Consider the following 25,455-nt stretch of genomic DNA (forward strand, 5'->3'; position numbering starts at 1 on the left):
TTATTGCCATGAACCAGACAGCCCCGTTGAAACGGCGCGGGCGGCCGCCGAAAAAGCCGCAAGACAATCCTGACACCCGGGCCGCGTTGATCCGCAGCGGAACCGCCATTCTTACCGAGCAGGGTTTCATCGCATCCGGCATTGACGGCATTCTCAAACAGGTGGGCGTGCCGAAAGGGTCGTTTTATTACTATTTCGACAGTAAAGAGACTTTCGGCCGGGAGATGATCGACTACTACGGTCGCTATTTTGCCCGCAAGCTGGATCGCTGTTTGCTGGATGACGCCTTGCCGCCACTGGACCGCATTCGGGCGTTTGTGCGGGACGCGGCGACGGGAATGGCTAAATATGATTTCAAGCGGGGTTGCCTGGTGGGTAATCTCGGCCAGGAAATCAACGTCCTGCCGGAGGGTTATCGCCGGCAGTTAAGCGATATTTTCCTGGCGTGGCAACAGCGGGTCGCCCATTGCCTGCGCCTGGCCCAGGATAACGGCCAACTGGCGCCGTCGGCGGATTGCGAGGGGCTGGCGGAATTTTTCTGGATCGGCTGGGAAGGGGCGGTGATGCGCGCCCGGCTGGCGAAAAGTCCGCAACCGCTGGAACGGTTTGCCCAGGGCTTCTTTGCCGGTCTGCCTAAATAATGTTTCACCTCTCCTGCTCTGCATGTATCACGTTGCAACCGTGCCGGCGTCGCCCACGCTCATTGATGCCGGGTCGTCCCGACGCAGTCGAGGGCACTGTCCGAATCTAACAGGTTTAGTCGGTTTAATTTATGAGGATTAAGTATGTTTAACGGAATTTTGATAGAGAAAGACCAGCAGGGTTATCGCGCCCGTCTGGCGTCGCTGGCGGAGACACAGCTGCCGGAGGGGGATGTCGAGGTGAGCGTGGATTATTCCACGCTCAACTATAAAGACGGCCTGGCCATTACCGGCAAAGGGCCGGTGGTGCGTTCATTCCCTATGGTGCCGGGGGTGGATTTGGCGGGCAGGGTGGCCCAGAGCAGCCATCCCGCCTTTAAACCCGGCGATGCGGTGTTGCTTAACGGCTGGGGGGTGGGGGAGAAACATTGGGGCGGTTTGGCGCAGAAAGCGCGGCTTAACGGAGATTGGTTGATTCCTCTGCCGGCAGGCTTGACGCCCTGGCAGACCATGGCGGTGGGCACGGCCGGCTATACCGCGATGCTGGCCGTCATGGCGCTGGAAAAGAACGGCGCGACCCCGGATAGCGGTAAAGTGCTCGTCACCGGCGCCAATGGCGGCGTGGGGCATTTCGCCATCGCGTTCCTGTCCCGGCTGGGTTACCGGGTGGTGGCGTCCACCGGCCGGCCGGAAGAAACGGCACATTTGCAGCAATTGGGGGCGGCGGAAGTCATCGATCGGGCGGTGCTTTCCGCCCCGGGGCGTCCGTTGGGGAAAGAGCAATGGGCGGCGGCCATCGACAGCGTCGGCAGCCATACCCTGGCCAATATTTGCGCCGGTTTGCATTATCAGGGCACCGTGGCCGCCTGCGGCCTGGCGCAGGGCATGGACTTGCCGGCCTCGGTGGCGCCGTTTATCCTGCGCGGCGTGACACTGGCGGGCGTGGACAGCGTGATGCGCTCCAAGGCGGACCGCGTCGCCGCCTGGCAGCGTCTGGCGCCTTTGCTGGATGAGGCGTTATTAAAGAGCATCAGCCGGGAGATCCCGCTGGGGCAGGTTATCGATACCGCCAATGACCTGATGGCGGGAAAGGTGCGCGGCCGGGTGGTGGTTGACGTTAACCGCTAAGGCGACCCGCGTCACGTCTTTCGGGTGCCCGGATCCGCGCGGACGGGGCTTTCGCCCATGCCGTCCTCTGGGGGGCGCGGGATGATATGTTCGTAAATCTGCGTCACGATTACCCGCCGTCAATGCACCATTTACGTGCCGATGAACGATAGGCTGTATCGCAGTGGTGCACCGCACTGGCGGGCATAAGCCGGTGCGCCGCTGCAAATGCCGTTTTGCAAGATTGGCATGATTCTTTCATGGCAATAGTTTATCCAAGCCCGGCCATTGCCGATAAGCCTTGACTCATATTACAGGTAACGAAGCCTGATCCCCCCGCAAGGGGCGATCGGGTTTTTTTTTGGAGAAAGGGAAATGCGCCAGAGTATTGATATCGGGATATTGTTGTCCACCGACGGTACCTATCGCCATATGGCGGCCAGCGCTCTGGCGGGAACACAGGATGCCCTGGCGGAAATCAACCAGGACGCCGGTTACGATTTCCGGCTGCGGGCCCGGCATATCAATCCCCATGCCCGGCTGGCGGAGTATAGCGCCGGGGTGGCGCAACTGATTGATGAAGGGGTGCGGCATATTTTCGGCACCATCACTTCCGCCAGCCGCAAAGAAATCATCCCGGATTTGGAACAGCACAACGCGCTGTTATGGTACGGCTCTCCTTACGAGGGTTTTGAAAGCAGCGAGCAGGTGATTTATCTCGGCGGCTGCCCCAATCAAACCCTGGTGCCGCTACTGCGGCTGGCCTTGGAAAATTTCGGCACCCGGGCGTTTTTGATCGGTTCCAATTATGTCTGGGGCTGGGAGAGCAATCGCATCGCACGGGAAGTGGTGGCGGCGGTTAACGGTGAGATTACCGGCGAAAAGTTTCTTCATCTGGGGCAGACCGGTGTGAACGATGTGGTGCATTCTCTGCTGGCGGGCGCGCCGTCGTTTGTGCTGAATAACCTGGTGGGGGAATCCTCTTACGCGTTTTTGCGACGGCTGGACGATATTTGCGCCCAACGTCACATTCGTTTGCCGGTATTAAGCTGCAACCTGACCGAGGCGGAATTAAGCCAACTTGGCGACATCCGGGCGCTGCGTCTGTTCTCCTGCGGGCCGTTCTTCGAGACGGTGGATCCGTTATTCTGCGCGCGCCAGCGGCGGCGTCACGGCCAAGGCCATTATTCTCATTATTACACCGGCGCTTATTTGGCGGTACTGCTGTTTGCCCGGGCGCTGCAGCATAGCGGCAATTCGGATCCGCAGCGCATTTGCGACGCGTTATATGATAGTGACAACGTAACGTTTATGGGGCCGTTGAAAATCTCGCGGCGTAATAATCATACCTTTCTTCCCTGTCATATCACTGAATTGCGCCGCGGCGTGCTGGAGCTGGTTCACAGCGAGGACCGCTGTCTGGCGCCGGACCCTTATCTGACCTTAACCGATCTGCGACAGCCCATTTCCGAACGCGTGACAGGCCAGGGCAGAGCCATGAGGATTGTGAAATGAACCTGACATCACCGGAATTTGAAGCCCGCCCGCTCCTGTTGGTGGATTGCGAAGCCCGAACCCTGGCGGCGTTGGAAAAGAGCCTGCCGCGCATGGGGGTGCGCTGGCTGACGGTGGCGCTGGACGGCCGGTTGCCGGAAGAGCCGCTGTGCGCGGCGCTGGTGGAACTGGAGCATTTCGCCAGCCCTCTGCTGCTGGCCCGGCTTAATCAGGGAGGATTGCCCATCGTGGCCCTGACCTCCCACGAGGCGCTGTCGCAAATCCAGCGGGCCATTGATCTGGGGGCCACCGCGCTGCTGCCCAAGCCTATTAATCAGCGGGCGATTTACACCACGCTGATGATGGCGGTGGGCCTGCGCCAGCAGTTGAACGAAGATAACCGGAATTTGTCTCTGGCCCGCCGCCGGTTGGATTTTAATGCCGAGCTGGCGTTAACCCTGGCCGCACTGATGGTGGAAAAGGATATGGACGAGCGGCAGGCCTATGCCTGGCTGCGGGGGGAATCCATGCGCACCAACCGGCGCATCGAAGAAATCTGTCGTCAGCGGCTGGGGGAATCGGCCCTGAAGCGGCGTGGGGAAAGGGGATGAGTTCCCCCCGCGGTTTCTGGCGCCGGCCGGCGGTCTGGCTGTCGGTGGGCTATATCGCCGTGGTGGTGCTGTCAGCCCTGCTGGCGCCCTGGTGCGCCCCTTTCGATCCCAATGAGCAGTTTACCGAAGGACTGAGCGTAGAAGGCGCGCCCCTTGCCCCGGGCAGTCACTTCTGGCTCGGCACGGATTTGCTCGGTCGGGACCTGCTGTCGCGGCTGATTTATGGTGCCCGCACATCGTTACTGGTGGGGGTGGTGGCCAACGGACTGGCGGTGATCATAGGCACGCTGGTGGGGCTGTGCGCCGGTTTTCTCCAGGGCAGGCTCGGCGGCCTGCTGATGCGCTTTACCGACCTGATGATGGCGTTTCCGGCGTTATTGCTCGCCATCACCCTGGCGGCGATATTCCAGCCCAGCGTCTGGATCGTGGCCATGGTCATCGCCATGGTGAACTGGGTGCAAATAGCCCGGGTGATTTATGCCGAAACCTGCACCCTGGGCGCGCGGGATTTCGTGGCGGTGGAGAAGACACTGGGGGCCGGCTCGCTGCGTATTCTCGGCGTGCATCTGCTGCCGCACCTGGTGCCCACCATTCTGGTATGGTCGACCCTGGGCATTTCCACCACCGTATTGCTGGAGGCCACCCTGTCGTTTCTCGGCGTCGGCGTACAGCCTCCCACCGCCAGTTGGGGCAATATTATTTTCGAGAGCCAGACCTATTTTACCTCCGCCCCCTGGCTGGTGTTTTTCCCGGGGGCGGCCATTGTCTTGCTGTCGCTGGCGTTCAATCTGCTCGGCGACGCCATGCGCGATGCCCTCGATCCTACCTTGAAAGGACGTTCATGATGCTGCTGTTCCTGAGCCGCCGGCTGGGTCATGCCCTGCTGATTTTACTGGGGGTAACGCTTATCAGCTATCTGCTGTTGTTTATGCTGCCCGCCGATCCGGCCCGGCAAATCGCCGGGCGCAGCGCCACGCCGGAAGTGGTGGCCAGCATCCGCCATCAGTTGGGACTGGATCTGCCCTTTTACCGCCAGTACCTGCATTACCTGTTCAATTTATTGCATGGCAATCTGGGCCGCTCGTTTATCCAGCGCAGCCAGGTAAGCGAGCTGATTTCCTCCCGCATCGGCCCATCGCTACAGCTGATGGCGGCGGGCATCGGCTGTGAGCTGGTGATAGGCATCACCCTCGGCACCCTGGCGGCGCTGCGACGGGACGGCCTGGCGGACAAGATTTTAATGGCGCTGTCTTTTATCGGGGTGTCCGCGCCGCAGTTTATCGCCGCCATGTTGTTCCTCTATCTGTTTGCCGCCGTGCTCAACTGGTTCCCCATGGGGGGGTACGGTGGTTTCAGCCATATCGCCTTACCGGCCCTGACCCTGGGCATTCTGGGCAGCGGCTGGTACTCACGCATGCTGCGTTCGTCGATGATAGACGTGCTGCATCAGGATTTTATACGTACCGCCCGCGCCAAGGGGCTGAGCCGCGCGCGGGTGGTCTGCCGCCATGTGCTGCCGAACGCCATATTGCCGTTGATCCCGATGATCGGTATCGATATCGGCATTTTTCTCGGCGGGCTGGTGGTGGTGGAGTCGGTGTTCGGCTGGCCCGGTATCGGCCAACTGGCCTGGCAGGCTATTCAGCAGGTGGATATTCCGGTCATTGTGGGCGTCACCACCGTATCGGCGGTGGCGATTGTGTTGGGCAATTTGCTGGCGGATCTGATTTTGCCATGGGTCGATCCTCGCATCGATGTGAAAAAACAACAGTAACAGGAGCAAGGAAATGAGAAAAAGTTTACTTATGCTGGCCCTGGCAGGGGTGCTGTATGCGGGTGCCGGCCAGGCGGATGAGCCTAAAGACGGCGGCGAAGCGGTGGTGACCTATCAAAATGATATCGCCACCCTGGATCCGGCCATCGGGTATGATTGGCAGAACTGGTCGATGATCAAGAGCCTGTTCAGCCGTCTGATGGACTACAAGCCCGGCACCACGGATCTGGTGAAGGATTTGGCGCAGGATTACAGCATTTCCGACGACGGCAAGGTCTATACCTTTACCCTGCGCAAGGACGTTACTTTTCATAACGGCCGCGCCCTCAACGCCGACGATGTGAAGTATTCCCTGGAACGGACGGTGAACCCGAAAACCCAAAGCCCCGGCGCCGGTTTTTTCAGCGCTATTGTCGGTTATGACGAGATGGCCGCCGGCAAAGCCGATCATCTAAGCGGCATTGAGGTGGTAAACCCCAATACGGTGAAGATCACCCTTAAAGAGCCCAATGCCACGTTTTTGCAGGTGATGGCGCTGAATTTCGCTTCCATCGTACCGAAAGAAGCGGTGGACCAGTGGGGGGCGGATTTCGGCAAGCATCCGGTGGGCTCCGGCGCCTTTGAGTTAAGCGAATGGAAGCTGGGCCAGGAGCTGGTGTTCAAAAAGAACCCCCATTACTACCGGGCCGGGATTCCCCATCTGGACGGCATACGCTTTGAAGTGGGCCAGGATCCGTCGGTGGCGTTGCTGAGACTGGAGAAAGGCGAGGTGGATATCGCCGGTGACGGTGTGCCGCCGGCCCAGTTCCTGCAATTCAAACAAGACCCGAAATACAAAGGCATGCTGGTGACCGGCGATCAGCTGCAAACCGGCTATGTCACCATGAAAACCACCCTGCCGCCGTTTAACAATGTGAAAGTGCGCCAAGCGGTGAATATGGCCATAAATAAAGATCGCATCGTCAGGATCATCAACGGTCGCGCGGCGCCGGCCAATCAGCCGCTGCCTCCCGCCATGCCGGGGTATGACAAAGACTATAAAGGCTATGCCTTCGACATCGCCAAAGCGAAACAGCTGCTGGATCAGGCCGGTTTTGCCAAGGGATTCGATACGGAGCTGTATGTGATGAACACCGATCCGCAGCCGCGTATCGCCCAATCCATCCAGCAGGATCTGGCCAAGGTGGGCATTCGCGTGGCGATTAAATCCTTGGCCCAGGCCAATGTGATTGCCGCCGGCGGTTCGGCGGATCAGGCGCCGATGGTCTGGTCCGGCGGTATGGCCTGGATTGCCGATTTCCCCGATCCGTCCGATTTCTACGGGCCGATTCTCGGCTGTATGGGGGCGGTGGACGGCGGTTGGAACTGGTCGCGCTATTGTAATAAAACCCTGGATGCCGAAGCCGCCAAGGCCGACAGCATAACCAAACCCGATCAGCAGGCGCAGCGTATCGCCCTGTGGCGCAAGATCTTTATCGAAGCCATGGCCGACGCACCCTGGGCGCCGATCTTCAATGAAAAACGCTATACGGTGCATTCGGCGCGCATGGGCGGCGGGGACGCGCTGTATGTGGATCCGGTGCATGTGCCGGTAAATTACGACGCCATCTGGATCAAATAAATGCCGCCGCCGGCCTTATCGCGATAAACGCCGGCGGAACGGAAGGAGACGCGTATGTGTCAGAATTGCCTGGTAAAAACAATCCATCATGCCCAGCACCATTTCGGCTGGGATAATAGTCTGGCTCCGGCGGCCCGGGTGGCGCCGGGCACCACGCTGGAATTCCACTGCCTGGATTCCGGCAATGGCCACTTTGCCGCGGATTCCACGGCGGCGGCGGTGGGCAGCCTGCCGTTCGATAAAATCAATCCGGTTAACGGTCCGGTCTATGTGGAAGGGGCGCAGCCGGGAGACGTTTTGAAAGTTACCCTCAATGAGTTCAGGCCCGGCGGCTTCGGCTGGACCGCCGTGATACCCGGTTTTGGCCTGCTGGCGGAGGAGTTTACCGCCCCGGCGCTGGCCCTGTGGCAGTATGACCGGCACTCCATGGCCCCCTGCGCCTTCGGCCGTTACGGCAAGGTGCCGTTAAAACCCTTCGCCGGTACCCTCGGCGTGGCGCCCGAAGCCGCGGGCCTGCACTCGGTGGTGCCGCCGCGCCGGGTCGGCGGAAATCTTGACATCCGCGATCTCACCGCCGGCTGTACCCTCTACCTGCCGGTGGAGGTGGCCGGGGCGCTGTTTTCCATTGGTGATACCCATGCCGCCCAGGGTGACGGGGAGGTGTGCGGCACCGCCATCGAGAGCGCCATGGACGTGGTGCTGACCCTGGATCTCATTAAAAATACGCCGCTGCCTGCACCGAGGTTCAGTACCCCCGGTCCGGTCACCCGTCATCTTGACGGGGCGGGCTACGAGGTGTTTACCGGTGTCGGCGGTGATTTGATGGCGGCGGCCCGTGATGCGCTGCGCTACACCATCGACTGGTTATGCCGGGAGCACGGGATGCGGGCCGAAGACGCCTATATGCTGTGTTCAGTGTGCGGCGATTTGCGCATTAGCGAGATTGTGGATGCGCCGAACTGGGTGGTGTCCTTCTATTTTCCCAAGACCGTGTTGCAGTGAGGACGGAAGATGTTAACAGCCAATGACCGGCCGGTGCTGTCCGTCGAACGATTGTCCATCGAATTCGGCAGCCGGCGGGTGGTGGATGATGTGAGTTTCTCCCTTTTGCCCGGTAAGACGTTGTGTATCGCCGGCGAGTCCGGCAGTGGCAAATCCCTCACGTCACTGGCGATTATGGGACTTCTGCCCGATGAGGCGGTTATACCCGGTGGCGCCATCCTGTTTGACAATGATGATCTGCTGAGCCTTGGCGAACGCCGGATGCAGCAGCTGCGGGGCAAGCGTATCGGCATGATTTTCCAGGAGCCCATGACCTCGCTTAACCCGCTGATGACCGTGGCGCAGCAGTTGGAAGAAACCCTGCGCCGCCATGAGCATGTGGGCCGGGGGGAGGTGCGCCGTCGGATATTGGCCATGCTGGAGGCGGTGAAGTTGCCCCAGGTGGAAAAGCGGTTGGGGCAATATCCCCATGAGCTGTCCGGCGGCATGCGCCAGCGGGTGATGATTGCCATGGCCATGTTGTGCCAGCCGGAAATCCTGATTGCCGACGAACCCACCACGGCGCTGGATGTCACCATTCAGGCGCAGATCCTGCAACTGATGCGCGAGTTGCAGCGGGATTTTTCCACCAGCCTGCTGCTCATTACCCACGATATGGGGGTGGTGGCGGAAATGGCGGACCAGGTGGTGGTCATGAATCAGGGCCGGGTGGAAGAGCAGCTTTCCGCCCGGGCGCTGTTCAGCGCGCCACAGGCCGCTTATACCCGCAAACTGCTGGCGGCGGTGCCGGTACTGGGCAGTGCGCCGCCGCCGGCGCCGGTGCCCCGGGACAGCCCGCTGCTGTCCGTGCGGGACCTGACCGTGCGGTTTCCGGTGCGCGGGCAGGGATTCGGGCAAAAGCGGCAGGTCTATGCAGTGGAAAACATCAATTTTGATCTTTATCCGGGCGAAACCCTGGGTATTGTCGGCGAAAGCGGCTGCGGTAAATCCACCACCGGCAAGGCATTGTTGAACATGATACCCTTCAGCGGCAGCGCCACCCTGCTGGGCCGTGAACTGAATGGCCTGCAGGGGGAGGGTCTGCGGGCGGTGCGCCGGGATATACAGATGGTGTTTCAGGACCCCTACGCGGCGCTGAATCCTCGCAAGAGCATTTTCGATCTGGTGGGGGAGCCGCTGCTGATCCATGACGGCCTGGCCCACGCTCCCCGCCTTGAACGGGTGGCGACGCTGCTGATGCAGGTAGGGTTATCCGCCGATGCACTGACCCGCTATCCCCATCAGTTTTCCGGCGGCCAGCGCCAGCGCATCTGCATTGCCCGCGCGTTGGCCCTTAATCCCAAGATAATCATCGCCGATGAATCGGTATCGGCGCTGGATGTGTCCGTGCAGGCCCAGGTGCTTGAGCTGCTGGAGCGGCTGCGGGGAGAGTTTCAACTGAGCTATGTCTTTATATCCCATGATATGGCGGTGGTGGAGCGTATTTGTCATCGTGTGGCGGTGATGTATTGCGGCCAGATCGTGGAAATCGGTCCGCGGGATTTGGTCTTGCACCATCCACGTCACCCCTATACCCGGCGGTTGCTGAGCGCGGTGCCCTCTCTGGACGTGGACCATAAACGGGATTTCCGTCCGCTGCTGGAGGAAATGGAACGGCCGGACCCCATCAAGCCTTTCGGTTATCACATTCCGCCGCAGCGCTTCCAGGATTACGGCAACGGTCATTTGGCCGCCTGCTAGGTGAGCGCAGACCTTCGTCCCGGCAAATATCGGAACAGGCATTGGCCCTCGAGGCCGGCCTTATTTTTTACCCACGGCTGTCCAGGCCAATGCCTTTATGCAAAGCTGCCGCTATCACTCATTATTATTATTAAACTATTTTTTTCAATGGGCTGTATTTCCTCGAGGCTCATTGCCGCTACGTCTGTATCTCTTATAATATGCCTGCCGGTTCGTTTTATTATTGTGTAAAAAAATTTATCTTTATTAGCGGGTCCGGAGGATTTGAACTATCCGTTATAAGAAGAGGAATTTTCGCTTTGCCACCGAAATAAGATTACTCACCGGAGGAAATAATGAAAGCAGTCGTTTATAACGGTCCTCGCGATGTCGCGATAAAGGACATGCCGGACGCTAAAATCACCAAGCCTACCGATGCGCTGATTCGCATTACCACCACCAATATCTGCGGTTCGGATCTGCATATGTATGAAGGGCGAACCAGTTTTGAAACCGGTCGTATTTTTGGCCATGAAAATCTCGGGCAGGTCATTGAGGTGGGCGCGGGTGTGGAACGGGTAAAGGTGGGAGATTATGTTTGTCTGCCGTTTAACGTCGGCTGCGGTTTTTGTGAAAACTGCGAGCGCGGGTTGACCGGGTTTTGCCTGACGGCCAATCCCGGATCGGCGGGTGCCGCTTATGGCTTTGCCGAAATGGGGCCTTATGAAGGGGGCCAGGCGGAATTATTGCGCGTGCCATTCGCCGATTTCAACTGCCTGATCCTGCCGCCGGACGCGGTGGAAAAGGAGGATGACTATGTCATGCTGTCCGATATTTTCCCCACCGGCTGGCATGCCACCGAACTGGCCGGCCTGCGGCCCGGGGACAGCGTGGCGATTTACGGCGCCGGCCCGGTGGGGCTGATGGCGGCCCACTCGGCGATAATCAAAGGCGCTTCCCAGGTATTTGTGGTGGATACCCATGACAGCCGGCTGGCGCTGGCGGAAAAAATGGGCGCCACTCCCGTCAAGGGGGTGGGCGAAGCGGCGGTGGAGCAGATTCTTAACCTGACTGACGGACGCGGCACCGATTGCGGCTGTGAATGTGTCGGTTATCAATGCTGCGACAAGCACGGCCATGAAGATAATTCCGCCACCGTGAACAGCCTGGTGGCATCCACTCGGGCCACCGGCGGTATCGGCGTGGTGGGGGTCTTCGTGCCGCAGGACCCGGGGGCCGAGACGGCGCTTGCCAAAGCAGGCAAGATGCCGTTCGACTTCGGCAGCTTCTGGTTCAAGGGGCAGCAGATTCGCACCGGGCAGGCTAACGTCAAGGCCTATAACCGTCAGTTGGCGAAACTCATCCATCAGGGCCGGGCCAAACCGTCGCAAATCATCTCGCACCGCTTGCATCTGGCCCAAGCGCCGGAAGCCTACAAGCATTTTGATAACCGGGATCCCGGCTGGACCAAGGTAATCCTTAAACCCTAAGGGCAAGCTGTTTATCTGAGCTAAATGTGACAACGTAACGGCTGGTGCCGACTGGCTGAACTCAGTTATAAGCCGTGTTCAGGCCGCCGATGAGCGAACCGACGGCGGTAAACCTGTCTTCACCGGCGTTAGGCCGCCGCCTGGGCGTCGGTGATATTATCCGGGAAATAGAGGTTAAAGCAGATTTCCCCCGCCGGCGTGCAGCTGACGCCGGCGCTGCCCCGGTGCAGTTTCATGATGGCCTGCACAATGGACAGACCCAGGCCGCTGGCGTTACCGCTGCTGGTCCGAGCGTCGTCGGCGCGATAGAACCGGTCGAACAGCTTATCCATATGGTCCGGCGGGATGGGCGGGCCGTGGTTAATGACTTCCACAAGCCAGCCGTCGCGAAAGCGCCGGCCGCTGAGGACAATATCGCTGTCGGCGTCGGCATAGCGTATGGCGTTGTCCACCAGATTGCTTAATGCCCTGCGCAACAGCATGGCATCCGCCTGAAGCATGCCTTCGCCCCGGCAACGCAGCGCCAGACCCCGCTCTTCCGCCAGCCCTTCGAAATAATCGGCAATGCGCTGCAGCTCCACTTCCACGGGCAGCGGCACCGGTGAAATGGCGGATTGCGCTTCGCCGGCCCGCGCCAGGAACAGAATGTTTTCCACCATGCGTGAAATGCGCTCCAGCTCTTCGCTGTTTCTGACCAGCACGCTTTCGTATTCCTGCGCCGAACGGCGCTGATAAAGCGCCACCTGACAGTGGCCCATCAGGGCGTTTACCGGCGTACGGATCTCATGGGCCAGATCGGCGGAGAAGCGGCTCAGCCGCTGGTAACCGTCCGCCAGTCGGTCCAGCATGGCGTTGAACGACCGGATCACCTGATGCAGTTCCGTCGGCGCGCCCTGTTCGGACAGCCGGGTGGTGAGGGTGGCGGGATGGATGCCTTCCGCCTGCGCCGCCATCCGCCGCAGCGGCGTCAATCCGTGGCGCATCACACCGTAGCCCAGCAAGGCTATCAGTAAAAACGCCCCGATCACCGCCGCGATGATGCGATCGCGGTATTGGGCCAGCATGCGGGTTTCGTTCAGCATAACGTGACCGGCGGTGATCTGGATGGGATCATGGCCCGCCAGGCTGACCCAGGCGGTCACAAAACGAATGGGAACGCCCTCCGGCGTGCTGGCGGTATGAACCGCCCCAAGGGACACCGGAACGCCGACCGCCACCGGCGTCACTGTCGGTAACCGGAAACGGCCCGGATTAACATTGATGAGCGGCGTCTGGCCCGGGCGCTGAAATATCAGAATATCGCGTTCGTTGCCGAGCATATTCTCAAATAAGTGCGGGTTATCGCTTAGCAGTGAAATGGGGAAGGCGTTGCCGAGCAGGCTGCGGAAATAGGCCACCCGACCGGAGGTTTGCACGCCGGCCTGATGGCGCATGGAACGAGCTATATCGCCGTAGAGATAAAAACCCACGCCGCTAATCACCAGGGCGGCCAGCACGGCGAACAGCAGGGCCGAACGGGCGGTGAGGGAGAGGGAGGGCAAACGCGGAATCTTCATTATTAACGCACTTCGCAGACGTAACCGATACCGCGCACGGTATGGATAAGTTTAACGTCGAAGGGGCGGTCCATTTTGGCGCGCAGGCGCTTGACCGCCACATCGACCACGTTGGTATCGCTGTCAAAATTCATGTCCCACACCTGTGAGGCGATAAGGGTCCGAGACAGCACTTCCCCCTGGCGCCGCGCCAGCAGCGACAACAGGGCAAACTCTTTGTTGGTCAAAATAATCGCGGTGTCGAGCCGGGTCACTTTGCGCCGCAGCATATCGATATGCAAGTCCGCCAGGTGAAAATCGTTTTCTTCGCGAATGACCCCACGGCGCAGCAGGGTGCGGATGCGCAGCACCAGTTCGGTAAACGAGAAGGGCTTGATCAGATAGTCGTCGGCCCCCAGTTCCAGGCCGTGAATCCGATCCTGTACCTGATCCCGGGCGGTGAGAAACAGCACAGGCACATCGCTTTTTTTGCGGATGATATCCATTAATTGCCAGCCGTCCAATCCCGGCAGCATCACATCGAGTATGATGACATCATAGATGTTTTCCAGGGCCAGAAACAGGCCGTCCGGACCGGTACGGGCCAGATCGACCCGATAACCGGCTTCACCCAGGCCTTTTCGCAAATATTCACCAGTACTGAGATCATCTTCTACTATCAGTATACGCATCCAGATATGTCCTCCGGGCCACTTCCTCAGTCTATCAGGTTGTTAGACGCCGGTTGATGACAATATTGTCATGGAACGGTCATCGGGCGGACCGGGTTGATTTGCCAAGCTGGCAGGGAAGCAAGCCCCCGGGGCGAGAGGTACCGGATGCACAGATAACCGGCGCGGCAACGGCCGGACCGAACTTTTTCAGGAGAATCACATGGCCAAACTTACATTTTTGACGGAACGATTTTTGACGGGACGGTTGTTGATGGGAGTCGTAGCGGGCTCGCTGGCCCTGGGCAGCGTAGCGGTACAGGCGGCGGATGCGCCGGCTAAACCCATGATGGCGATTCGCGGCACCATCACGCAAATCAGCGGCGATCAGTTGCAGATTACCGACCGTCGCGGTCAACAGCACCCCGTGACCCTGAATGACAAAACCACCGTCTTGGCGGTATCGCAGGGCAAAATTAGCGATATCAAACCCAACAGCTTTATCGGCACAGCCGCGGCGCCGCAGCCGGACGGCACGTTGAAGGCGCTGGAAGTCCATGTGTTCGACCCGTCGCTGCGGGGAAGCGGTGAAGGCTTCCGCCCCTGGCAGGGGGCCGACGGTAAAACCGGCACCATGACCAACGGTACCGTCGGCACGCTGGTGAACGCCAACGGCCATACCATGACGGTGAAATACCAGAACGGTGAGAAAAAAGTCATTGTGCCGGATGATGTACCGGTTGTGACGTTGTCACCTGGTAATCGTTCGCAGTTGGTACAGGGCGCGCATGTCATATTATGGCCGGCCCCGGGCAGCACCACGCCGCTGGTGGCGGGTCGAATTGTCGCCGGCGTTAACGGCACAATACCGCCGATGTAAGACTAAGACGACCGGGACCGGGGCGTTTCGCCGGTCTTCGGCCGTCTATGCCGGGCTTAAGGAGAGTGCCTGTGAAGAGCGATCACACAGCGGAAAAAATCCCCATGCACCGGTTGCCGGTGCGCGTGACCCATTGGCTGAACGTACTGATTATGTGCGGTATGTTTATGAGCGGATGGGGTATCTATAATGCCTCGCCGATATTTCCTTTTACCTTTCCCGCCGCGCTGACCCTTGGGGGCTGGCTGGGGGGTTCCATTGCCTGGCATCTGGCGGTGATGTGGGCCCTGGCGGCCAACGGGCTGATCTATTTGTCATGGGGCCTGGCCAGCGGCCATTTCCGCCGGGATTTCCTGCCGGTGAACCCCGGCTCGCTATGGCGGGATTTGCGGGCGGCTCTCGCCTTCCGGCTACGCCACAATCCCGGCGAATATAATGCCGTGCAGAAAGCATTTTATCTGTTTGTCCTGCTGTGCGGCCTGGTGCTGGTGCTGTCCGGGTTATCCATTTGGAAACCGGTGCAGCTGAGTTGGCTGGTGGCGCTGTTCGGCGGCTTTGACCGGGCGCGTTATGTCCATTTTTTCGCCATGAGCGCTATCGGGGCTTTTGTGCTGATCCACCTGGTGATGGTATTGATGGTGCCCAGCACCTTTCTGCCGATGATTACCGGTTACCTGCGCCGTAAACCACAGGAAACACGCGATGAATAACCGCAAACAGACCGGATTGATGTTGGAACCGGCCCAGAAAAAAGAGCTTTATCGATTGCAGCGCCGTCTGCTGCTGCGCTCCGGCCTGACTCTGGGGGCGCTGACGATGCTCACCGGCTGCAATATGCAGGACGGCGATGATGTGGACAAGGTTTTATGGGCCATGTCGCGCTGGAATGATCGGGTGCAGGCCTGGCTATTCAGCGGCCAGCGGCCGGCGCAGACCTATAGACCCGACCAAATCACCACGCCTTTTCGCTTTAATGCTTTTTATCCCGAAGATAACGCGCCGGAAGTGGATATCGCCACCTGGCAACTGGACGTCTCCGGCCTGGTGGCGGATAAACGCCCCTGGACCCTGCAAAAATTACGGGCATTGCCGCAGCAAGGCCAGATTACCCGGCTTATTTGTATTGAAGGCTGGAGCGCGATAGGCCAGTGGAGCGGCGTACCGCTGCGGACTTTTTTACAGCATGTGGGGGCCGATATGCGCGCCGCTTTTGTTGGTTTCCGCTGTGCCGATCGTTATTACTCCAGCATCGACATGGCCACTGCGCTGCATCCCCAAACCACGCTGGCGCTGGATTTTATCGGCAAAGAGCTGCCGGACGAATTTGGTTATCCGCTGCGTCTGCGGGTGCCCACCAAACTGGGTTTTAAAAACGCCAAACATATCGTGGCGATTTCCGTCAGCAATACCAATCCCGGCGGCTATTGGGAAGACCAGGGCTATAACTGGTTCAGCGGCATCTGATGCCTGGGTTAGGGTTCGGCGCATGGCCGGCCTGTTATCGGCAGTAGCCCGCGGCGCCGGGGTGCGTTACACAACGATAATGGGCAAAATATCCCTCGGCGCACGGCACGGTAATTGACTTTCGTCCCGTCAGGCTTCGCAGATCCGGTTTCTGCCCCGCCGCTTGGCCTCGTACAGTGCCCCATCCACCCTGACAACCAGCTTGGACGGCGTATCCACATTAATGATGGGCAGTCCGACATAGATGCCGATGCTGGCGCTGATACTGCCCACCGGGCTGCCGCGATGCTGGATTTCAAGTTGACCGATCCGGTCATGAATACGACTTGCCACCGCCAGTGCGCCGTTTTTGTCGGTTTCCGGCAGCAAAACGATAAACTCCTCGCCGCCGTAGCGGGCCACCAGATCGCGCTGGCGCAAGGGCAGCTCAAGCAGGGCATTGCCGATGAGCTGCAGGCATTCGTCCCCGGCCACATGGCCGTATATATCGTTATATTGTTTGAAAAAATCGATATCCAATAAAATCAACCCCAGTGGCCGGTGATACTCAATGGCGCGTTTAAATTCATTTTTGAACACCAAATCGAAGTGACGCCGGTTATACAGGCCGGTAAGCCCGTCGGAGCGCGCCAGCTTTTCCAGCGAGGTGTTCAATTTACGCAGCTCTTGCTGGGCGTGAATCAATTCCAGTTCGATACGCATCCTGGCGCGCACCTGCCGCATCAACAGCAGACAGGTCAGGGATATCATCAGGACAAAAATCAGGGTCATGGCGGCATGGCTGAAGGCGTCGCGTCGCCAGTCGGCCAATGCCTGATCCATGGTTACGCCGCTGGTGATGATGACCGGGAACTGCTTGAGATGCGCATAGCTGTAAACCATGGACTGGGGATCGTTCGACAGGGCGCTGTTAACGGTGCCGGATTGATTTTGGCGGATATTGTCCTTAAACAGCGGCGAGTCGGCGATGGTGGTACCGATCACTTTTTCATTATAAGGATGGCGGTAAAGCACGGTGCCGTTATTAAGCAGCATCATTAACGTGGAATCGTCGCTGATAATAAATTTGGTATAGAAATGACGAAAATGGCTGATCATCACGCTTTCCAGCAGCACGCCGGCGAAGCTGCCGTCGGGATTATTGAGACGGCGGGAGAGCGGTAATATCAATTCGTGGGTCATGCGGCTGCGGATCACCTGGCCGATACGTATGGTCAAATCCGCATGGTCGCGGTGATAAATAAAATAGTCCCGGTCGGAAAAATCATTCACCGACGGTAGAGTATCCGCCGCCGTCACCACCATCCGGCCCAGGGCGTTATAAAAGGATATGGCATCGATTTGTTGCAGCCCGTGGGTTTTTTCCTGAAAAAGCCGGTGTAAACCGGGTAATTTTTCCGATGTCAAACCCTGTTGATTGATGATCTCCGTCAGTTCCTCTAAGGTGGCCTCTGCCTGGACAAACGTGTCGCTGGCATGCTGGGTCAACGCCTGGGTGAGATTGGCGGTATTGGCCTCGGAGCGCGCCAGCGCCTGATGATAGGTACGCCATAAATGCAGACCGTTCAATAAAATCAGCGCCAGTATAAGCAACGTGGCTGAGGCGCCGAGCTGAAACATCAAGGTAAATCGCTGGCGGCCGTAGACCGAATATTCGCGGGCTCTTTGCCGGGGGGAACCGAAGGGTCTTATTTTTCTCATGGGTTATCCACAGCATCTCGGGTCAGGCAGGTGGGTTACCGGTAATGACATTCGCCATAACGTTCATGTAAGAGTATTTATGCTTTGTCACGCTTAGTCAAAGTTTCGGCGGGATTTAATAGCGCAGGTCACTCTTTGGCACAGATAAAGAAGGGTGAATAGAGTAAACTGACAATTATTGAACGGCTATCTATACGCCGAAAGCGGGGCAAAATTGATTCTCCCACCGGCATCAATACGGAATCCGTTACCGACTGCGGCGTGTTGTCCAAATTGGATATTATTTCCCTGGTGATGACGATTTCATACAAATCTTGATTATTTTTTCGCCGATAGGTGAAAAATTTAGTGCGGTGCAGAGTGTAGGTTTGTCCGTTATGACTGAAGGTGCCGTTCAACACATAAAAACCTTCGCGATCATTGGTAAAAAACATTTTAGCTTCGGCGGTATAGCTAAAGCGGCCTTGTGCGGTATTGGCCCTGAATACCATCAGGCCTGAACAATGAAACCCATCAAAGGGGTTATGGTAATTATGCTGATAAAACAGCCAGAAAAAAATAATACCCAGACAAACCGCTGCCAGGATTCTTTTCATTGTTCGTCCCAGTTATAAAAGTAAAAGTTCAGGCAGTTTGATATATTTCCCTTGGCATCACGCGCACATTTAGCCATGTAATTACGCTGGTTAATACCATTTCTTACCATGGTATTGGTTACAATGTTATGGGAAAATAATATAAAATGATGGGCTGAGCATTTTTCAATATTACCCTTCATCACCTGCCGCAGTTGCACAGTCATCGGTTCTTTTTCACGAGGATTTATCGGTCTGAAGGTATAAACATCACAAGAATCCACCTGGGCCATGAAAAAAAACGGCTGTTTATCCTGTTGGCTGAAATAGACATAGGCCATCAGCAGGGTGGTGATAGCGGCGATTGAGAGGATGCCGTTGATGAATATTTCGTTATTTGCCGAAGGCGTCGCGGCAGCGGCAGGGTTATCCGGCGGCTCATCCAGTATATCCTGAGGGGAGAAGTGGGAGGCCAGAGACGGCGGTAATGAATTACCCTCAGCGGTTATTATCAAATAATCGTTAAGCTTCAGGCCGCGTTTGGGCAAGGTAACAATGGCCGACGCGTCCAAATTCAGGGATAAAAGCGCTTTTCTTATTAGGCTGATTTGCTGATTCAAATTGCCGTTGGAGGGTTGCAGACCGTGTTTTACCCAGACGTTATCAAATAGCCATTCCCGGGTCACCGTATTTCCTTTGCCGTGGGCGGCCAGAAGCTCCTCTAAAACCCGGCCGGAGGTAGTGGATAATTTAATCAAGGATGTATTATCATTTAATAAACTTAATTGATATTCTGCTGTGTCAAACAAAACTGAATGATTAATTAAATACTTCATAAAACGCTCCATATTGGACCGATGAACCGACCAATACTTGCACCTGATTTTAGGACTATATTGTTGTAGGCAATGTGAATAATTGCCGGCACCAGAATGTATCAATAAGATAAGCGATCCCTGAAGGGCCAGTGATCAATGTCACAGGGTATATTAATTCATCAGCGATTATAGCTGTAGCCGCATAAAGAAAGAGTTATACCCGTCATAATTTAAGTTGCAGGTTCGTTGTCTTTCCTCGCTCACCCCAGTCACTTACTTGAGTAAGCTCCTGGGGATTCGCTGCGTTGCCGCCTTCCTGCAACTCGAATTATTTAGGGTATAGAACGCGGTCGCGCCGAAAATCAGCAAAAACAATCCCACATCACAAAAAGGGCTACTGATCGGACTTGTTCAGCTTACACATGTACGCTAGGATAACACCCCACAAGTGGCTACAATGATTATAGTCACCAAGAAATGCATGTTAAACCCACTGATAACTATCAGGAAAGTATGCAAAGAACCCATTTTGACCATATGGCTTGTCCCATAGCGCAATCCCTCGAACGGGTGGGTGAGTGGTGGAGCATCTTGATCGTACGGGACGCCTTTCGCGGTTTGACCAAATTCGATGAATTCCAGCATAGCCTGGGGGTATCCCCCACCATGCTGACTCGGCGGCTCAATACGCTGGTGCGTAACGATATTATGTTTAAACGTCCTTATCAGGCGCGGCCGGTCCGTCATGAGTATTTATTGACCGAACGCGGATTGGCGCTGTTTCCGGTGCTGATTTCGCTGTTGAACTGGGGCAACCGGTTCCTCGATGGCGAACAGGCCAACGTGGTGCCGGTACACCGCCACAGCGGCAAAGCGGTTTCGCCTCTGGTGGTTGACAGGCAGACCGGCGAGCCGCTCACTTATCATAACGTCAATATTATCACCACCGGGCGTTGCGCCGGAACGGGCAACAATCCGCAGCGTGACGCGCTTCGGGAAATTTCCGCATCTTACCAATATCAACAAACCTATAACAGGACAGGCAATGAATAAGCGTCGAGTAGTGATCACCGGCATGGGCGCAGTATCGCCGTTAGGCTGTGGCGTAGAAACCATTTGGTCGAGGTTGCTGGCCGGTCAATCGGGGATCGGGCCTTTGCCGGACGAAATGGTCGCGCTGCTGCCGGTGAAAATAGGCGGTCGGGTGCCCGGACCGGAACAAGATCCCGAAGCGGGTCTGTATCCGGACAGGTATGTCCCGCCAAAAGATCAGAAAAAAATGGACCGCTTTATTCTGTTTGCCATGGCGGCGGCGGACGAAGCCCTCCGTCAGGCCGGCTGGACGGCGGATACCGACGAACGCCAGGAGCGCACCGCCACCATTATCGCCACCGGGATCGGCGGGTTTCCCGCGATTGCCAATGCGGTGCGGACTTCGGATAATCGTGGCCCGGGACGGCTCTCTCCGTTCACCGTTCCGTCGTTTCTGGCCAATCTGGCCGCCGGCCATGTCTCCATCAAATACCACTTCCGCGGACCCATCGGCGCGCCGGTCACCGCTTGCGCGGCCGGTGTCCAGGCCATCGGCGACGCGGCTCGCCTGATTGCCAACGATGAGGCGGATATTGCCCTGTGCGGCGGGGCAGAGGCGGCCATCGACACGGTAAGTCTGGGAGGCTTTGCCGCCGCCAGAGCGGTTTCCACCCACTTTAACGATGCTCCGGCCACCGCTTCCCGTCCTTTCGATCGTGACCGGGACGGCTTTGTCATGGGCGAAGGGGCGGGGCTGCTGGTGGTGGAAGCCCTTGACCATGCCCTGGCCCGCGGCGCCACGCCCCTGGCGGAAATCGTCGGTTACGGCACCAGCGCGGATGCCTATCATATGACCTCCGGCGCGGAAGACGGCGACGGCGCTTACCGGGCCATGAAAATCGCCCTGAAACAGGCCGGCATTTCGCCGCGGCAGGTGAGGCATTTGAATGCCCATGCCACCTCGACCCCGGTGGGGGATTTGGGTGAAATCAACGCCATAAAACATCTGTTCGGTCTCGGGTCCGAACTGGCCATCACCGCCACCAAGTCGGCAACCGGCCATCTGCTGGGCGCCGCCGGTGGTCTTGAAGCCATCTTTACCGTGCTGGCCCTGCGGGACCAAATCATTCCCGCCACCCTTAACCTGGAAAATCCGGATCCGGCCACCGAAGGCCTGCATCTGGTGCGCGGCGAAGCGGAGCCGTATGAAATGACCTATGCCTTATCCAACGGCTTTGGTTTTGGCGGCGTCAACGCCAGCGTCCTGCTGAAAAAATGGTCGTGATATCCGTTTTTGTTCCAGGATGCCCCTAGGTTGCCGGCGATAATGATGCCCAACAAAGTTTAATCCGCATTGATGTAAATCAGGGGCGGGGGATCTGGCTGTTGTCCCCCCCCGCCTTATCGTTATATATTCAGTCATATATCGTTCAAACAGTCACCCCCATCTTATGATCACGCCCCGTTTCGCCCGAGAATTCAGTCTGCGCATATTGTTGTGTTTTTCGTTTCTTGCCGCCAGTTTCAGCGCCGTGGCGGATCGCGTCCTCACCGATCAGCTCGGACGACAGGTCACCCTGCCGGATCGGGTGACGCGGGTGGTGGTGTTACAGCATCAAACCTTGAATTTATTGGTGCAGTTGCAGGCCGCCGATGATGTGGTGGGGCTATTGTCCAGTTGGAAAAAGCAGCTGGGGCCGGAATTCGCGCGCTTTTCTCCCCGATTGTCCACCTTGCCCATGCCGGGGGATTTGACCCAGGTGAACATCGAAAGTCTGCTGGCGGAACACCCGCAGGTAGTCTTTGTCGCCAACTATGCGCCGCCGGATATGATCAAGCAGATCGAATCCGCCGGTATCCCCGTGGTTGCCGTCTCGCTGCGCAAGGATCGGCCCGGCGAGCAGGATAAGCTCAATCCCGCCATGGCGGATGAGGAGCAGGCTTATAACGACGGTTTGAAAGAGGGTATCCGGCTGGTGGCCGCGGTGGTCAACCGGCAGCCGCAGGGGGAGGCGATGATTAACGATGTCTTTCGCGCCCGCGAGGATGTGGCCGCCCGGTTGAAGGACGTGCCCGCCGAGAAAAGGGTGCGGGTTTATATGGCCAATCCGGATCTCACTACCTATGGCTCGGGTAAATATACCGGCCTGATGATGCAGCATGCCGGCGCGTTGAACGTGGCGGCGGCCACGGTGAAGGGCTTTAAACAGGTTTCCATGGAACAGGTGCTGGCCTGGAACCCCGAGGTGATTTTTGTGCAGGATCGATATCCTGAAGTGGTGCGGCAAATCAATCAGGATCCGGCCTGGCAGTCTGTTGCCGCCGTGAAGCGGCACCGGGTATTCCTGATGCCGGAATATGCCAAGGCCTGGGGCTACCCCATGCCGGAAGCCTTGGCCATCGGTGAATTATGGATGGCCAAGCAGCTCTATCCGCAGCGGTTCGCCGATGTGGATATGAACCGGCGCGCCGACGACTATTATCAGCGTTTTTACCGCATCCATTGGACGCCGCGCCACGAGACCGATGCCGCCCGCTAAGGGTTATGGGGGGAGGCTGCAGCCGGCGCTGGCGGCGCTTACCCTGGTCATCGCCTTTCTTTCCCTGGGCATCGGGCAATTTGCTCTTTCCCCGCTTCAGGTGCTGCGGGAACTGGCCTCGCCTTTCAATCAGGATCAGCTGGCGGGCCAGGTGATCTGGATGGTGCGCATGCCGCGCATCCTGACCGCCTGCCTGGCGGGGGGCGCGCTGGCGCTCTGCGGCGCCGCTTTGCAGGGTATTTTTCATAATCCGCTGGTGGATCCCCATATCATCGGCGTCAGCGCCGGCGCCGCGTTCGGCGGGACGCTGGCCATATTGTTCGGTCTTACGCCGCTGGCGCTGCTGGGATCGGCGTTTGCGTTCGGTCTGCTGGCGCTGGGGTCGGTGTATGTCATTGCCGCCACCCTGGGCCGGGACAATCTGCTGATGCTGATTCTGGCCGGGATTATCCTGAGCGGTTTTTTTTCGGCGCTGGTCAGCCTGTTGCAATATCTGGCCGACACGGAAGAAAAATTGCCCAGCATTGTGTTCTGGCTGCTGGGGAGTTTTGCCACCGCCGATTGGCATAAAGTCCTGATGCTGGCGGTGCCGGTGCTGCCTGCCGGGTTTTTGCTGCACCGCCTGCGCTGGCGGGTCAATATCCTGTCGCTGGGGGACAGGGATGCCGCGTCTTTGGGCATGTCGGTAGTGCATCTTCGCCGCGTGGTGCTATTGCTGTGCGCGGTGCTGGTGGCGGCTCAAGTGTCGGTAAGCGGCAGCATCGGCTGGATAGGCCTGGTGATTCCCCATGTGGCCCGCCTGCTGACGGGGGCGGATCACCGCCGTCTGCTGCCCGCCGCTTTCTGGCTGGGAGGCGGTTTTATGATCCTGGTGGACGATGCGGCGCGTACCTTTAGCCAGGCTGAAATTCCGCTGGGTATTCTCACCGCCCTTATCGGCGCGCCGCTGTTCGCCTGCCTGCTTGTGCGGGACAATCGCCGGAGGCACCAATGACCGATATCACCCCTTACGCCCGCCTGCTGGTGCGGAAGACGGTCCGGAGGCGACAATGAGCGCCGTCACCTTATCCGCCCGTCAACTGCTGTACGGCCACGGCGAGGCGTTGTTCGCCCCTCTGGATTTTACCTGCGTCGCCGGCGAGATTTGCGCGGTGCTGGGGGCAAACGGACGAGGTAAAACCTCTTTGTTACAAACCCTTATCGGCACGCTGCCGGCCCTGGGCGGCACAGTGCATTGCGCCGGCGGCATCGGCTTCGTGCCGCAGGATTTCGCCTCGGCCTTCGCCTATCGGGTATTCGATATCGTACTGATGGGACGGGCGGCCCATGTGGGGTTGTTACGGATGCCGGACCGGCGGGATGAAAGTATCGCCCGGGAGGCGTTGGAAACGCTTAATATCGCCCCGTTGGCCCATCGGCCGTTTCACTCACTGTCCGGCGGCCAGCGGCAACTGGTGCTGATTGCCCGGGCGCTGGCGACCCGGGGCTGCCTGCTGGTACTGGATGAACCCACCTCGGCTCTTGATTTGTTCAATCAGCAGGCGGTGCTGCAACTGATTCGCCGCCTGGCCCGGGAGCAGGGGATAAGCATTCTGTTCACCACCCATGACCCCTCCCATGCCGCCCTGGCGGCGGACAATACCCTGCTGCTCCTGCCGCAAAGGCAATGGGTATTCGGCGCCACCGGCGAGGTGCTCAGCGAGCAAAACCTTCAACAAGCCTATGGCGTGACGGTAAAACAGATTAACGTCGCTCACCAGGGGCGGGATTACCCCGTTATGGCGCCGCTGTTTGATATACCCAAGCGGTAGCGGTGTTTGAGCTTGTTAACAAAATGCCCGGTCGACACAGGCTACTAGATCGTAAACACGCCGTGAACCCATCCCTGGCGCGGACGGTTTACCCTTCTAGCAGCCTGTCTCGACCTATGGACTCCGAGTCTGTTTGTCAGCAGTCTGAAACGCCACTGGCGGTTTGGCGTTTAACTCGGGATATTACTCTTGGACAAGGGGCATAAAACCCGCCTCCAGCAGAAACCGCTGTCCCGCCGGGGAAAGAATAAATGCCGCCAGCGGCTCGGCGGCAGGCGTGCCTATGCCCAGGGCGTAGAGCGCCAGCACATTGAATTGCGCCGGAATTTCCACCACCCGCAGCGCGGGATCGTTTTGCAGCAGCCGGGCGTAGTGGGCGTAACCGATAAAAATATCCGCTTTGCCCTGCTGAATCAGCCAACCGGCGGCGGTGACGCCGACGGGCAGCGGCGGAGAGTCGGCGCCGCCCACCAATTGCCTGGCCCGCAGTTTAAGCGTGACCGCCGATGGCGGCAGCAGCGGGGCGATATTATCGAACAATTGCCAGGTATAGTCCCCAGACGGATCGCTAACGGGGGTGGACATGCCGATAATCAGATCCGGATTGCTCAGCAGCGACAGCCAGTCCGCCCCAAGGGTTGCAGGCGTGCTGCGCACCGTCAGGCACAGTCGGTTGGCGATAAAAGGCTGCACCCGTAATACCCGGCTCGCCGCCAGCAGCCGTTGCGGATGGGCGGTATTGGCCGACGCGAAGAGATCGCACGGCTCCCCAGCCTCAATACGCTGTCGCAGCAAACCGGCGGGGCCGTACTCCGCCCGCAGCCTTTGCCCGGTGAGATGGGTATATTCAGCCAATAACGGCGTTAGCGCCGTCCGCAGACTGCCGGCGGCCAATACGGTTAAACAGGTCAAGACGCGCTCCCGGAATATTGGTCCATAGTCAGCAAAATATCATTAAATCTGCACATA

24 protein-coding genes are annotated in these 25,455 nt (G+C 58.2%); 18 read left to right on the top strand and 6 right to left on the bottom strand.

Going from position 1 to position 25,455, the window contains the following annotated elements:
• Positions 1–8 precede the first annotated feature (8 nt).
• The 10 genes from HB631_RS00900 to HB631_RS00945 all read left to right on the top strand — a co-directional run bounded on the left by HB631_RS00900 (position 9) and on the right by HB631_RS00945 (position 11,459).
• On the top strand, positions 9–641 hold the full coding sequence (locus HB631_RS00900) for a TetR/AcrR family transcriptional regulator (protein ID WP_213989276.1): 633 nt from the start codon (positions 9–11) through the stop codon (positions 639–641).
• A gap of 144 nt (positions 642–785) precedes the next feature.
• Complete coding sequence (locus HB631_RS00905; protein ID WP_213989277.1) at positions 786–1,769, top strand: MDR family oxidoreductase; 984 nt, start codon at positions 786–788, stop codon at positions 1,767–1,769.
• A gap of 354 nt (positions 1,770–2,123) precedes the next feature.
• A complete protein-coding gene (locus tag HB631_RS00910; RefSeq protein ID WP_213989278.1) occupies positions 2,124–3,263 on the top strand; it encodes a transporter substrate-binding protein in 1,140 nt (379 codons plus the stop codon).
• Positions 3,260–3,853, top strand: a complete 594-nt coding sequence (locus HB631_RS00915; RefSeq protein WP_213989279.1) for an ANTAR domain-containing protein — start codon at positions 3,260–3,262, stop codon at positions 3,851–3,853. The genes HB631_RS00910 and HB631_RS00915 overlap by 4 nt, the downstream gene beginning before the upstream one ends.
• Positions 3,850–4,698, top strand: a complete 849-nt coding sequence (locus tag HB631_RS00920; RefSeq protein WP_213989280.1) for an ABC transporter permease — start codon at positions 3,850–3,852, stop codon at positions 4,696–4,698. The genes HB631_RS00915 and HB631_RS00920 overlap by 4 nt, the downstream gene beginning before the upstream one ends.
• 2 nt (positions 4,699–4,700) lie before the next feature.
• The gene (locus HB631_RS00925; RefSeq protein ID WP_213989683.1) at positions 4,701–5,627 is read left to right on the top strand and encodes an ABC transporter permease; all 927 of its coding nucleotides are present in this window, start codon (positions 4,701–4,703) and stop codon (positions 5,625–5,627) included.
• Positions 5,628–5,640: 13 nt separating this feature from the next.
• Positions 5,641–7,248 carry an ABC transporter substrate-binding protein gene (locus HB631_RS00930; RefSeq protein ID WP_213989281.1) on the top strand — a complete coding sequence of 536 codons (1,608 nt, stop codon included), beginning with the start codon at positions 5,641–5,643 and terminating at the stop codon, positions 7,246–7,248.
• Between the two features lie 54 nt (positions 7,249–7,302).
• Complete coding sequence (locus HB631_RS00935) at positions 7,303–8,250, top strand: acetamidase/formamidase family protein (RefSeq protein ID WP_213989282.1); 948 nt, start codon at positions 7,303–7,305, stop codon at positions 8,248–8,250.
• Positions 8,251–8,259: 9 nt separating this feature from the next.
• A complete protein-coding gene (locus HB631_RS00940; RefSeq protein WP_213989283.1) occupies positions 8,260–9,990 on the top strand; it encodes an ABC transporter ATP-binding protein in 1,731 nt (576 codons plus the stop codon).
• A gap of 335 nt (positions 9,991–10,325) precedes the next feature.
• Entirely contained in the window at positions 10,326–11,459 is a 1,134-nt protein-coding gene (locus HB631_RS00945) for a glutathione-independent formaldehyde dehydrogenase (RefSeq protein WP_213989284.1), read from the top strand.
• A 128-nt stretch (positions 11,460–11,587) separates the two neighbouring features.
• Here the strand turns inward: HB631_RS00945 and HB631_RS00950 are convergent, their stop codons facing one another.
• Positions 11,588–13,015: a heavy metal sensor histidine kinase gene (locus HB631_RS00950; protein WP_213989285.1), complete on the bottom strand. Its 1,428-nt coding sequence runs from the start codon at positions 13,013–13,015 to the stop codon at positions 11,588–11,590.
• 2 nt (positions 13,016–13,017) lie between these two features.
• The gene (locus HB631_RS00955; RefSeq protein ID WP_213989286.1) at positions 13,018–13,686 is read right to left on the bottom strand and encodes a heavy metal response regulator transcription factor; all 669 of its coding nucleotides are present in this window, start codon (positions 13,684–13,686) and stop codon (positions 13,018–13,020) included.
• Positions 13,687–13,888: 202 nt separating this feature from the next.
• Here HB631_RS00955 and HB631_RS00960 point away from each other — a divergent pair, with 202 nt between their 5' ends.
• The 3 genes from HB631_RS00960 to HB631_RS00970 all read left to right on the top strand — a co-directional run bounded on the left by HB631_RS00960 (position 13,889) and on the right by HB631_RS00970 (position 16,009).
• Positions 13,889–14,545, top strand: a complete 657-nt coding sequence (locus tag HB631_RS00960) for a hypothetical protein (protein WP_255556679.1) — start codon at positions 13,889–13,891, stop codon at positions 14,543–14,545.
• 104 nt (positions 14,546–14,649) lie between these two features.
• Positions 14,650–15,255: a cytochrome b/b6 domain-containing protein gene (locus tag HB631_RS00965; protein WP_255556781.1), complete on the top strand. Its 606-nt coding sequence runs from the start codon at positions 14,650–14,652 to the stop codon at positions 15,253–15,255.
• Positions 15,248–16,009 carry a molybdopterin-dependent oxidoreductase gene (locus HB631_RS00970; protein ID WP_213989288.1) on the top strand — a complete coding sequence of 254 codons (762 nt, stop codon included), beginning with the start codon at positions 15,248–15,250 and terminating at the stop codon, positions 16,007–16,009. The genes HB631_RS00965 and HB631_RS00970 overlap by 8 nt, the downstream gene beginning before the upstream one ends.
• A 129-nt stretch (positions 16,010–16,138) precedes the next feature.
• Here the strand turns inward: HB631_RS00970 and HB631_RS00975 are convergent, their stop codons facing one another.
• The 3 genes from HB631_RS00975 to HB631_RS00985 form a co-directional block, all read right to left on the bottom strand.
• The gene (locus tag HB631_RS00975) at positions 16,139–17,710 is read right to left on the bottom strand and encodes a GGDEF domain-containing protein (RefSeq protein WP_213989289.1); all 1,572 of its coding nucleotides are present in this window, start codon (positions 17,708–17,710) and stop codon (positions 16,139–16,141) included.
• A 128-nt stretch (positions 17,711–17,838) separates the two neighbouring features.
• Positions 17,839–18,306 carry a FidL-like protein gene (locus HB631_RS00980; RefSeq protein WP_213989290.1) on the bottom strand — a complete coding sequence of 156 codons (468 nt, stop codon included), beginning with the start codon at positions 18,304–18,306 and terminating at the stop codon, positions 17,839–17,841.
• Positions 18,303–19,133 carry a hypothetical protein gene (locus HB631_RS00985; protein WP_213989291.1) on the bottom strand — a complete coding sequence of 277 codons (831 nt, stop codon included), beginning with the start codon at positions 19,131–19,133 and terminating at the stop codon, positions 18,303–18,305. The genes HB631_RS00980 and HB631_RS00985 overlap by 4 nt, the downstream gene beginning before the upstream one ends.
• Before the next feature lie 483 nt (positions 19,134–19,616).
• Here HB631_RS00985 and HB631_RS00990 point away from each other — a divergent pair, with 483 nt between their 5' ends.
• The 5 genes from HB631_RS00990 (at position 19,617) to HB631_RS01010 (ending at position 24,486) form a co-directional block, all read left to right on the top strand.
• Positions 19,617–20,156 (top strand): helix-turn-helix domain-containing protein, encoded by a 540-nt coding sequence (locus HB631_RS00990; RefSeq protein WP_213989292.1) that lies wholly within the window; start codon positions 19,617–19,619, stop codon positions 20,154–20,156.
• Entirely contained in the window at positions 20,149–21,420 is a 1,272-nt protein-coding gene (fabF, locus tag HB631_RS00995) for a beta-ketoacyl-ACP synthase II (RefSeq protein WP_213989293.1), read from the top strand. Before HB631_RS00990 ends, fabF begins: the two co-directional genes overlap by 8 nt.
• 166 nt (positions 21,421–21,586) lie before the next feature.
• Positions 21,587–22,675 (top strand): ABC transporter substrate-binding protein, encoded by a 1,089-nt coding sequence (locus HB631_RS01000; RefSeq protein WP_213989294.1) that lies wholly within the window; start codon positions 21,587–21,589, stop codon positions 22,673–22,675.
• Positions 22,662–23,669: an iron ABC transporter permease gene (locus HB631_RS01005; protein ID WP_213989295.1), complete on the top strand. Its 1,008-nt coding sequence runs from the start codon at positions 22,662–22,664 to the stop codon at positions 23,667–23,669. Before HB631_RS01000 ends, HB631_RS01005 begins: the two co-directional genes overlap by 14 nt.
• A gap of 55 nt (positions 23,670–23,724) precedes the next feature.
• Positions 23,725–24,486 carry an ABC transporter ATP-binding protein gene (locus HB631_RS01010; RefSeq protein ID WP_213989296.1) on the top strand — a complete coding sequence of 254 codons (762 nt, stop codon included), beginning with the start codon at positions 23,725–23,727 and terminating at the stop codon, positions 24,484–24,486.
• A gap of 183 nt (positions 24,487–24,669) precedes the next feature.
• On the opposite strand, the gene HB631_RS01015 is transcribed toward HB631_RS01010, so the two are convergent.
• A complete protein-coding gene (locus HB631_RS01015; RefSeq protein ID WP_213989297.1) occupies positions 24,670–25,398 on the bottom strand; it encodes a substrate-binding domain-containing protein in 729 nt (242 codons plus the stop codon).
• Between the last annotated feature and the right edge of the window lie 57 nt (positions 25,399–25,455).

This window comes from Sodalis sp. dw_96, assembly GCF_018449575.1.
GTDB lineage: Bacteria > Pseudomonadota > Gammaproteobacteria > Enterobacterales > Enterobacteriaceae > Acerihabitans.

Coding starts and splice junctions, on each gene's coding strand:
- HB631_RS00930 (WP_213989281.1), top strand. CDS start 5,641: ATGAGAAAAAGTTTACTTATGCTGGCCCTGGCAGGGGTGCTGTATGCG.
- HB631_RS00975 (WP_213989289.1), bottom strand. CDS start 17,710: ATGAGAAAAATAAGACCCTTCGGTTCCCCCCGGCAAAGAGCCCGCGAA.
- HB631_RS00990 (WP_213989292.1), top strand. CDS start 19,617: ATGCAAAGAACCCATTTTGACCATATGGCTTGTCCCATAGCGCAATCC.
- HB631_RS00955 (WP_213989286.1), bottom strand. CDS start 13,686: ATGCGTATACTGATAGTAGAAGATGATCTCAGTACTGGTGAATATTTG.
- HB631_RS01005 (WP_213989295.1), top strand. CDS start 22,662: ATGCCGCCCGCTAAGGGTTATGGGGGGAGGCTGCAGCCGGCGCTGGCG.
- HB631_RS01010 (WP_213989296.1), top strand. CDS start 23,725: ATGAGCGCCGTCACCTTATCCGCCCGTCAACTGCTGTACGGCCACGGC.
- HB631_RS00950 (WP_213989285.1), bottom strand. CDS start 13,015: ATGAAGATTCCGCGTTTGCCCTCCCTCTCCCTCACCGCCCGTTCGGCC.
- HB631_RS00980 (WP_213989290.1), bottom strand. CDS start 18,306: ATGAAAAGAATCCTGGCAGCGGTTTGTCTGGGTATTATTTTTTTCTGG.
- HB631_RS00915 (WP_213989279.1), top strand. CDS start 3,260: ATGAACCTGACATCACCGGAATTTGAAGCCCGCCCGCTCCTGTTGGTG.
- HB631_RS00910 (WP_213989278.1), top strand. CDS start 2,124: ATGCGCCAGAGTATTGATATCGGGATATTGTTGTCCACCGACGGTACC.
- HB631_RS00945 (WP_213989284.1), top strand. CDS start 10,326: ATGAAAGCAGTCGTTTATAACGGTCCTCGCGATGTCGCGATAAAGGAC.
- HB631_RS00940 (WP_213989283.1), top strand. CDS start 8,260: ATGTTAACAGCCAATGACCGGCCGGTGCTGTCCGTCGAACGATTGTCC.
- HB631_RS00905 (WP_213989277.1), top strand. CDS start 786: ATGTTTAACGGAATTTTGATAGAGAAAGACCAGCAGGGTTATCGCGCC.
- HB631_RS00920 (WP_213989280.1), top strand. CDS start 3,850: ATGAGTTCCCCCCGCGGTTTCTGGCGCCGGCCGGCGGTCTGGCTGTCG.
- HB631_RS00935 (WP_213989282.1), top strand. CDS start 7,303: ATGTGTCAGAATTGCCTGGTAAAAACAATCCATCATGCCCAGCACCAT.
- HB631_RS00970 (WP_213989288.1), top strand. CDS start 15,248: ATGAATAACCGCAAACAGACCGGATTGATGTTGGAACCGGCCCAGAAA.
- HB631_RS00960 (WP_255556679.1), top strand. CDS start 13,889: ATGGCCAAACTTACATTTTTGACGGAACGATTTTTGACGGGACGGTTG.
- fabF (WP_213989293.1), top strand. CDS start 20,149: ATGAATAAGCGTCGAGTAGTGATCACCGGCATGGGCGCAGTATCGCCG.
- HB631_RS00965 (WP_255556781.1), top strand. CDS start 14,650: ATGCACCGGTTGCCGGTGCGCGTGACCCATTGGCTGAACGTACTGATT.
- HB631_RS00985 (WP_213989291.1), bottom strand. CDS start 19,133: ATGGAGCGTTTTATGAAGTATTTAATTAATCATTCAGTTTTGTTTGAC.
- HB631_RS01000 (WP_213989294.1), top strand. CDS start 21,587: ATGATCACGCCCCGTTTCGCCCGAGAATTCAGTCTGCGCATATTGTTG.
- HB631_RS00900 (WP_213989276.1), top strand. CDS start 9: ATGAACCAGACAGCCCCGTTGAAACGGCGCGGGCGGCCGCCGAAAAAG.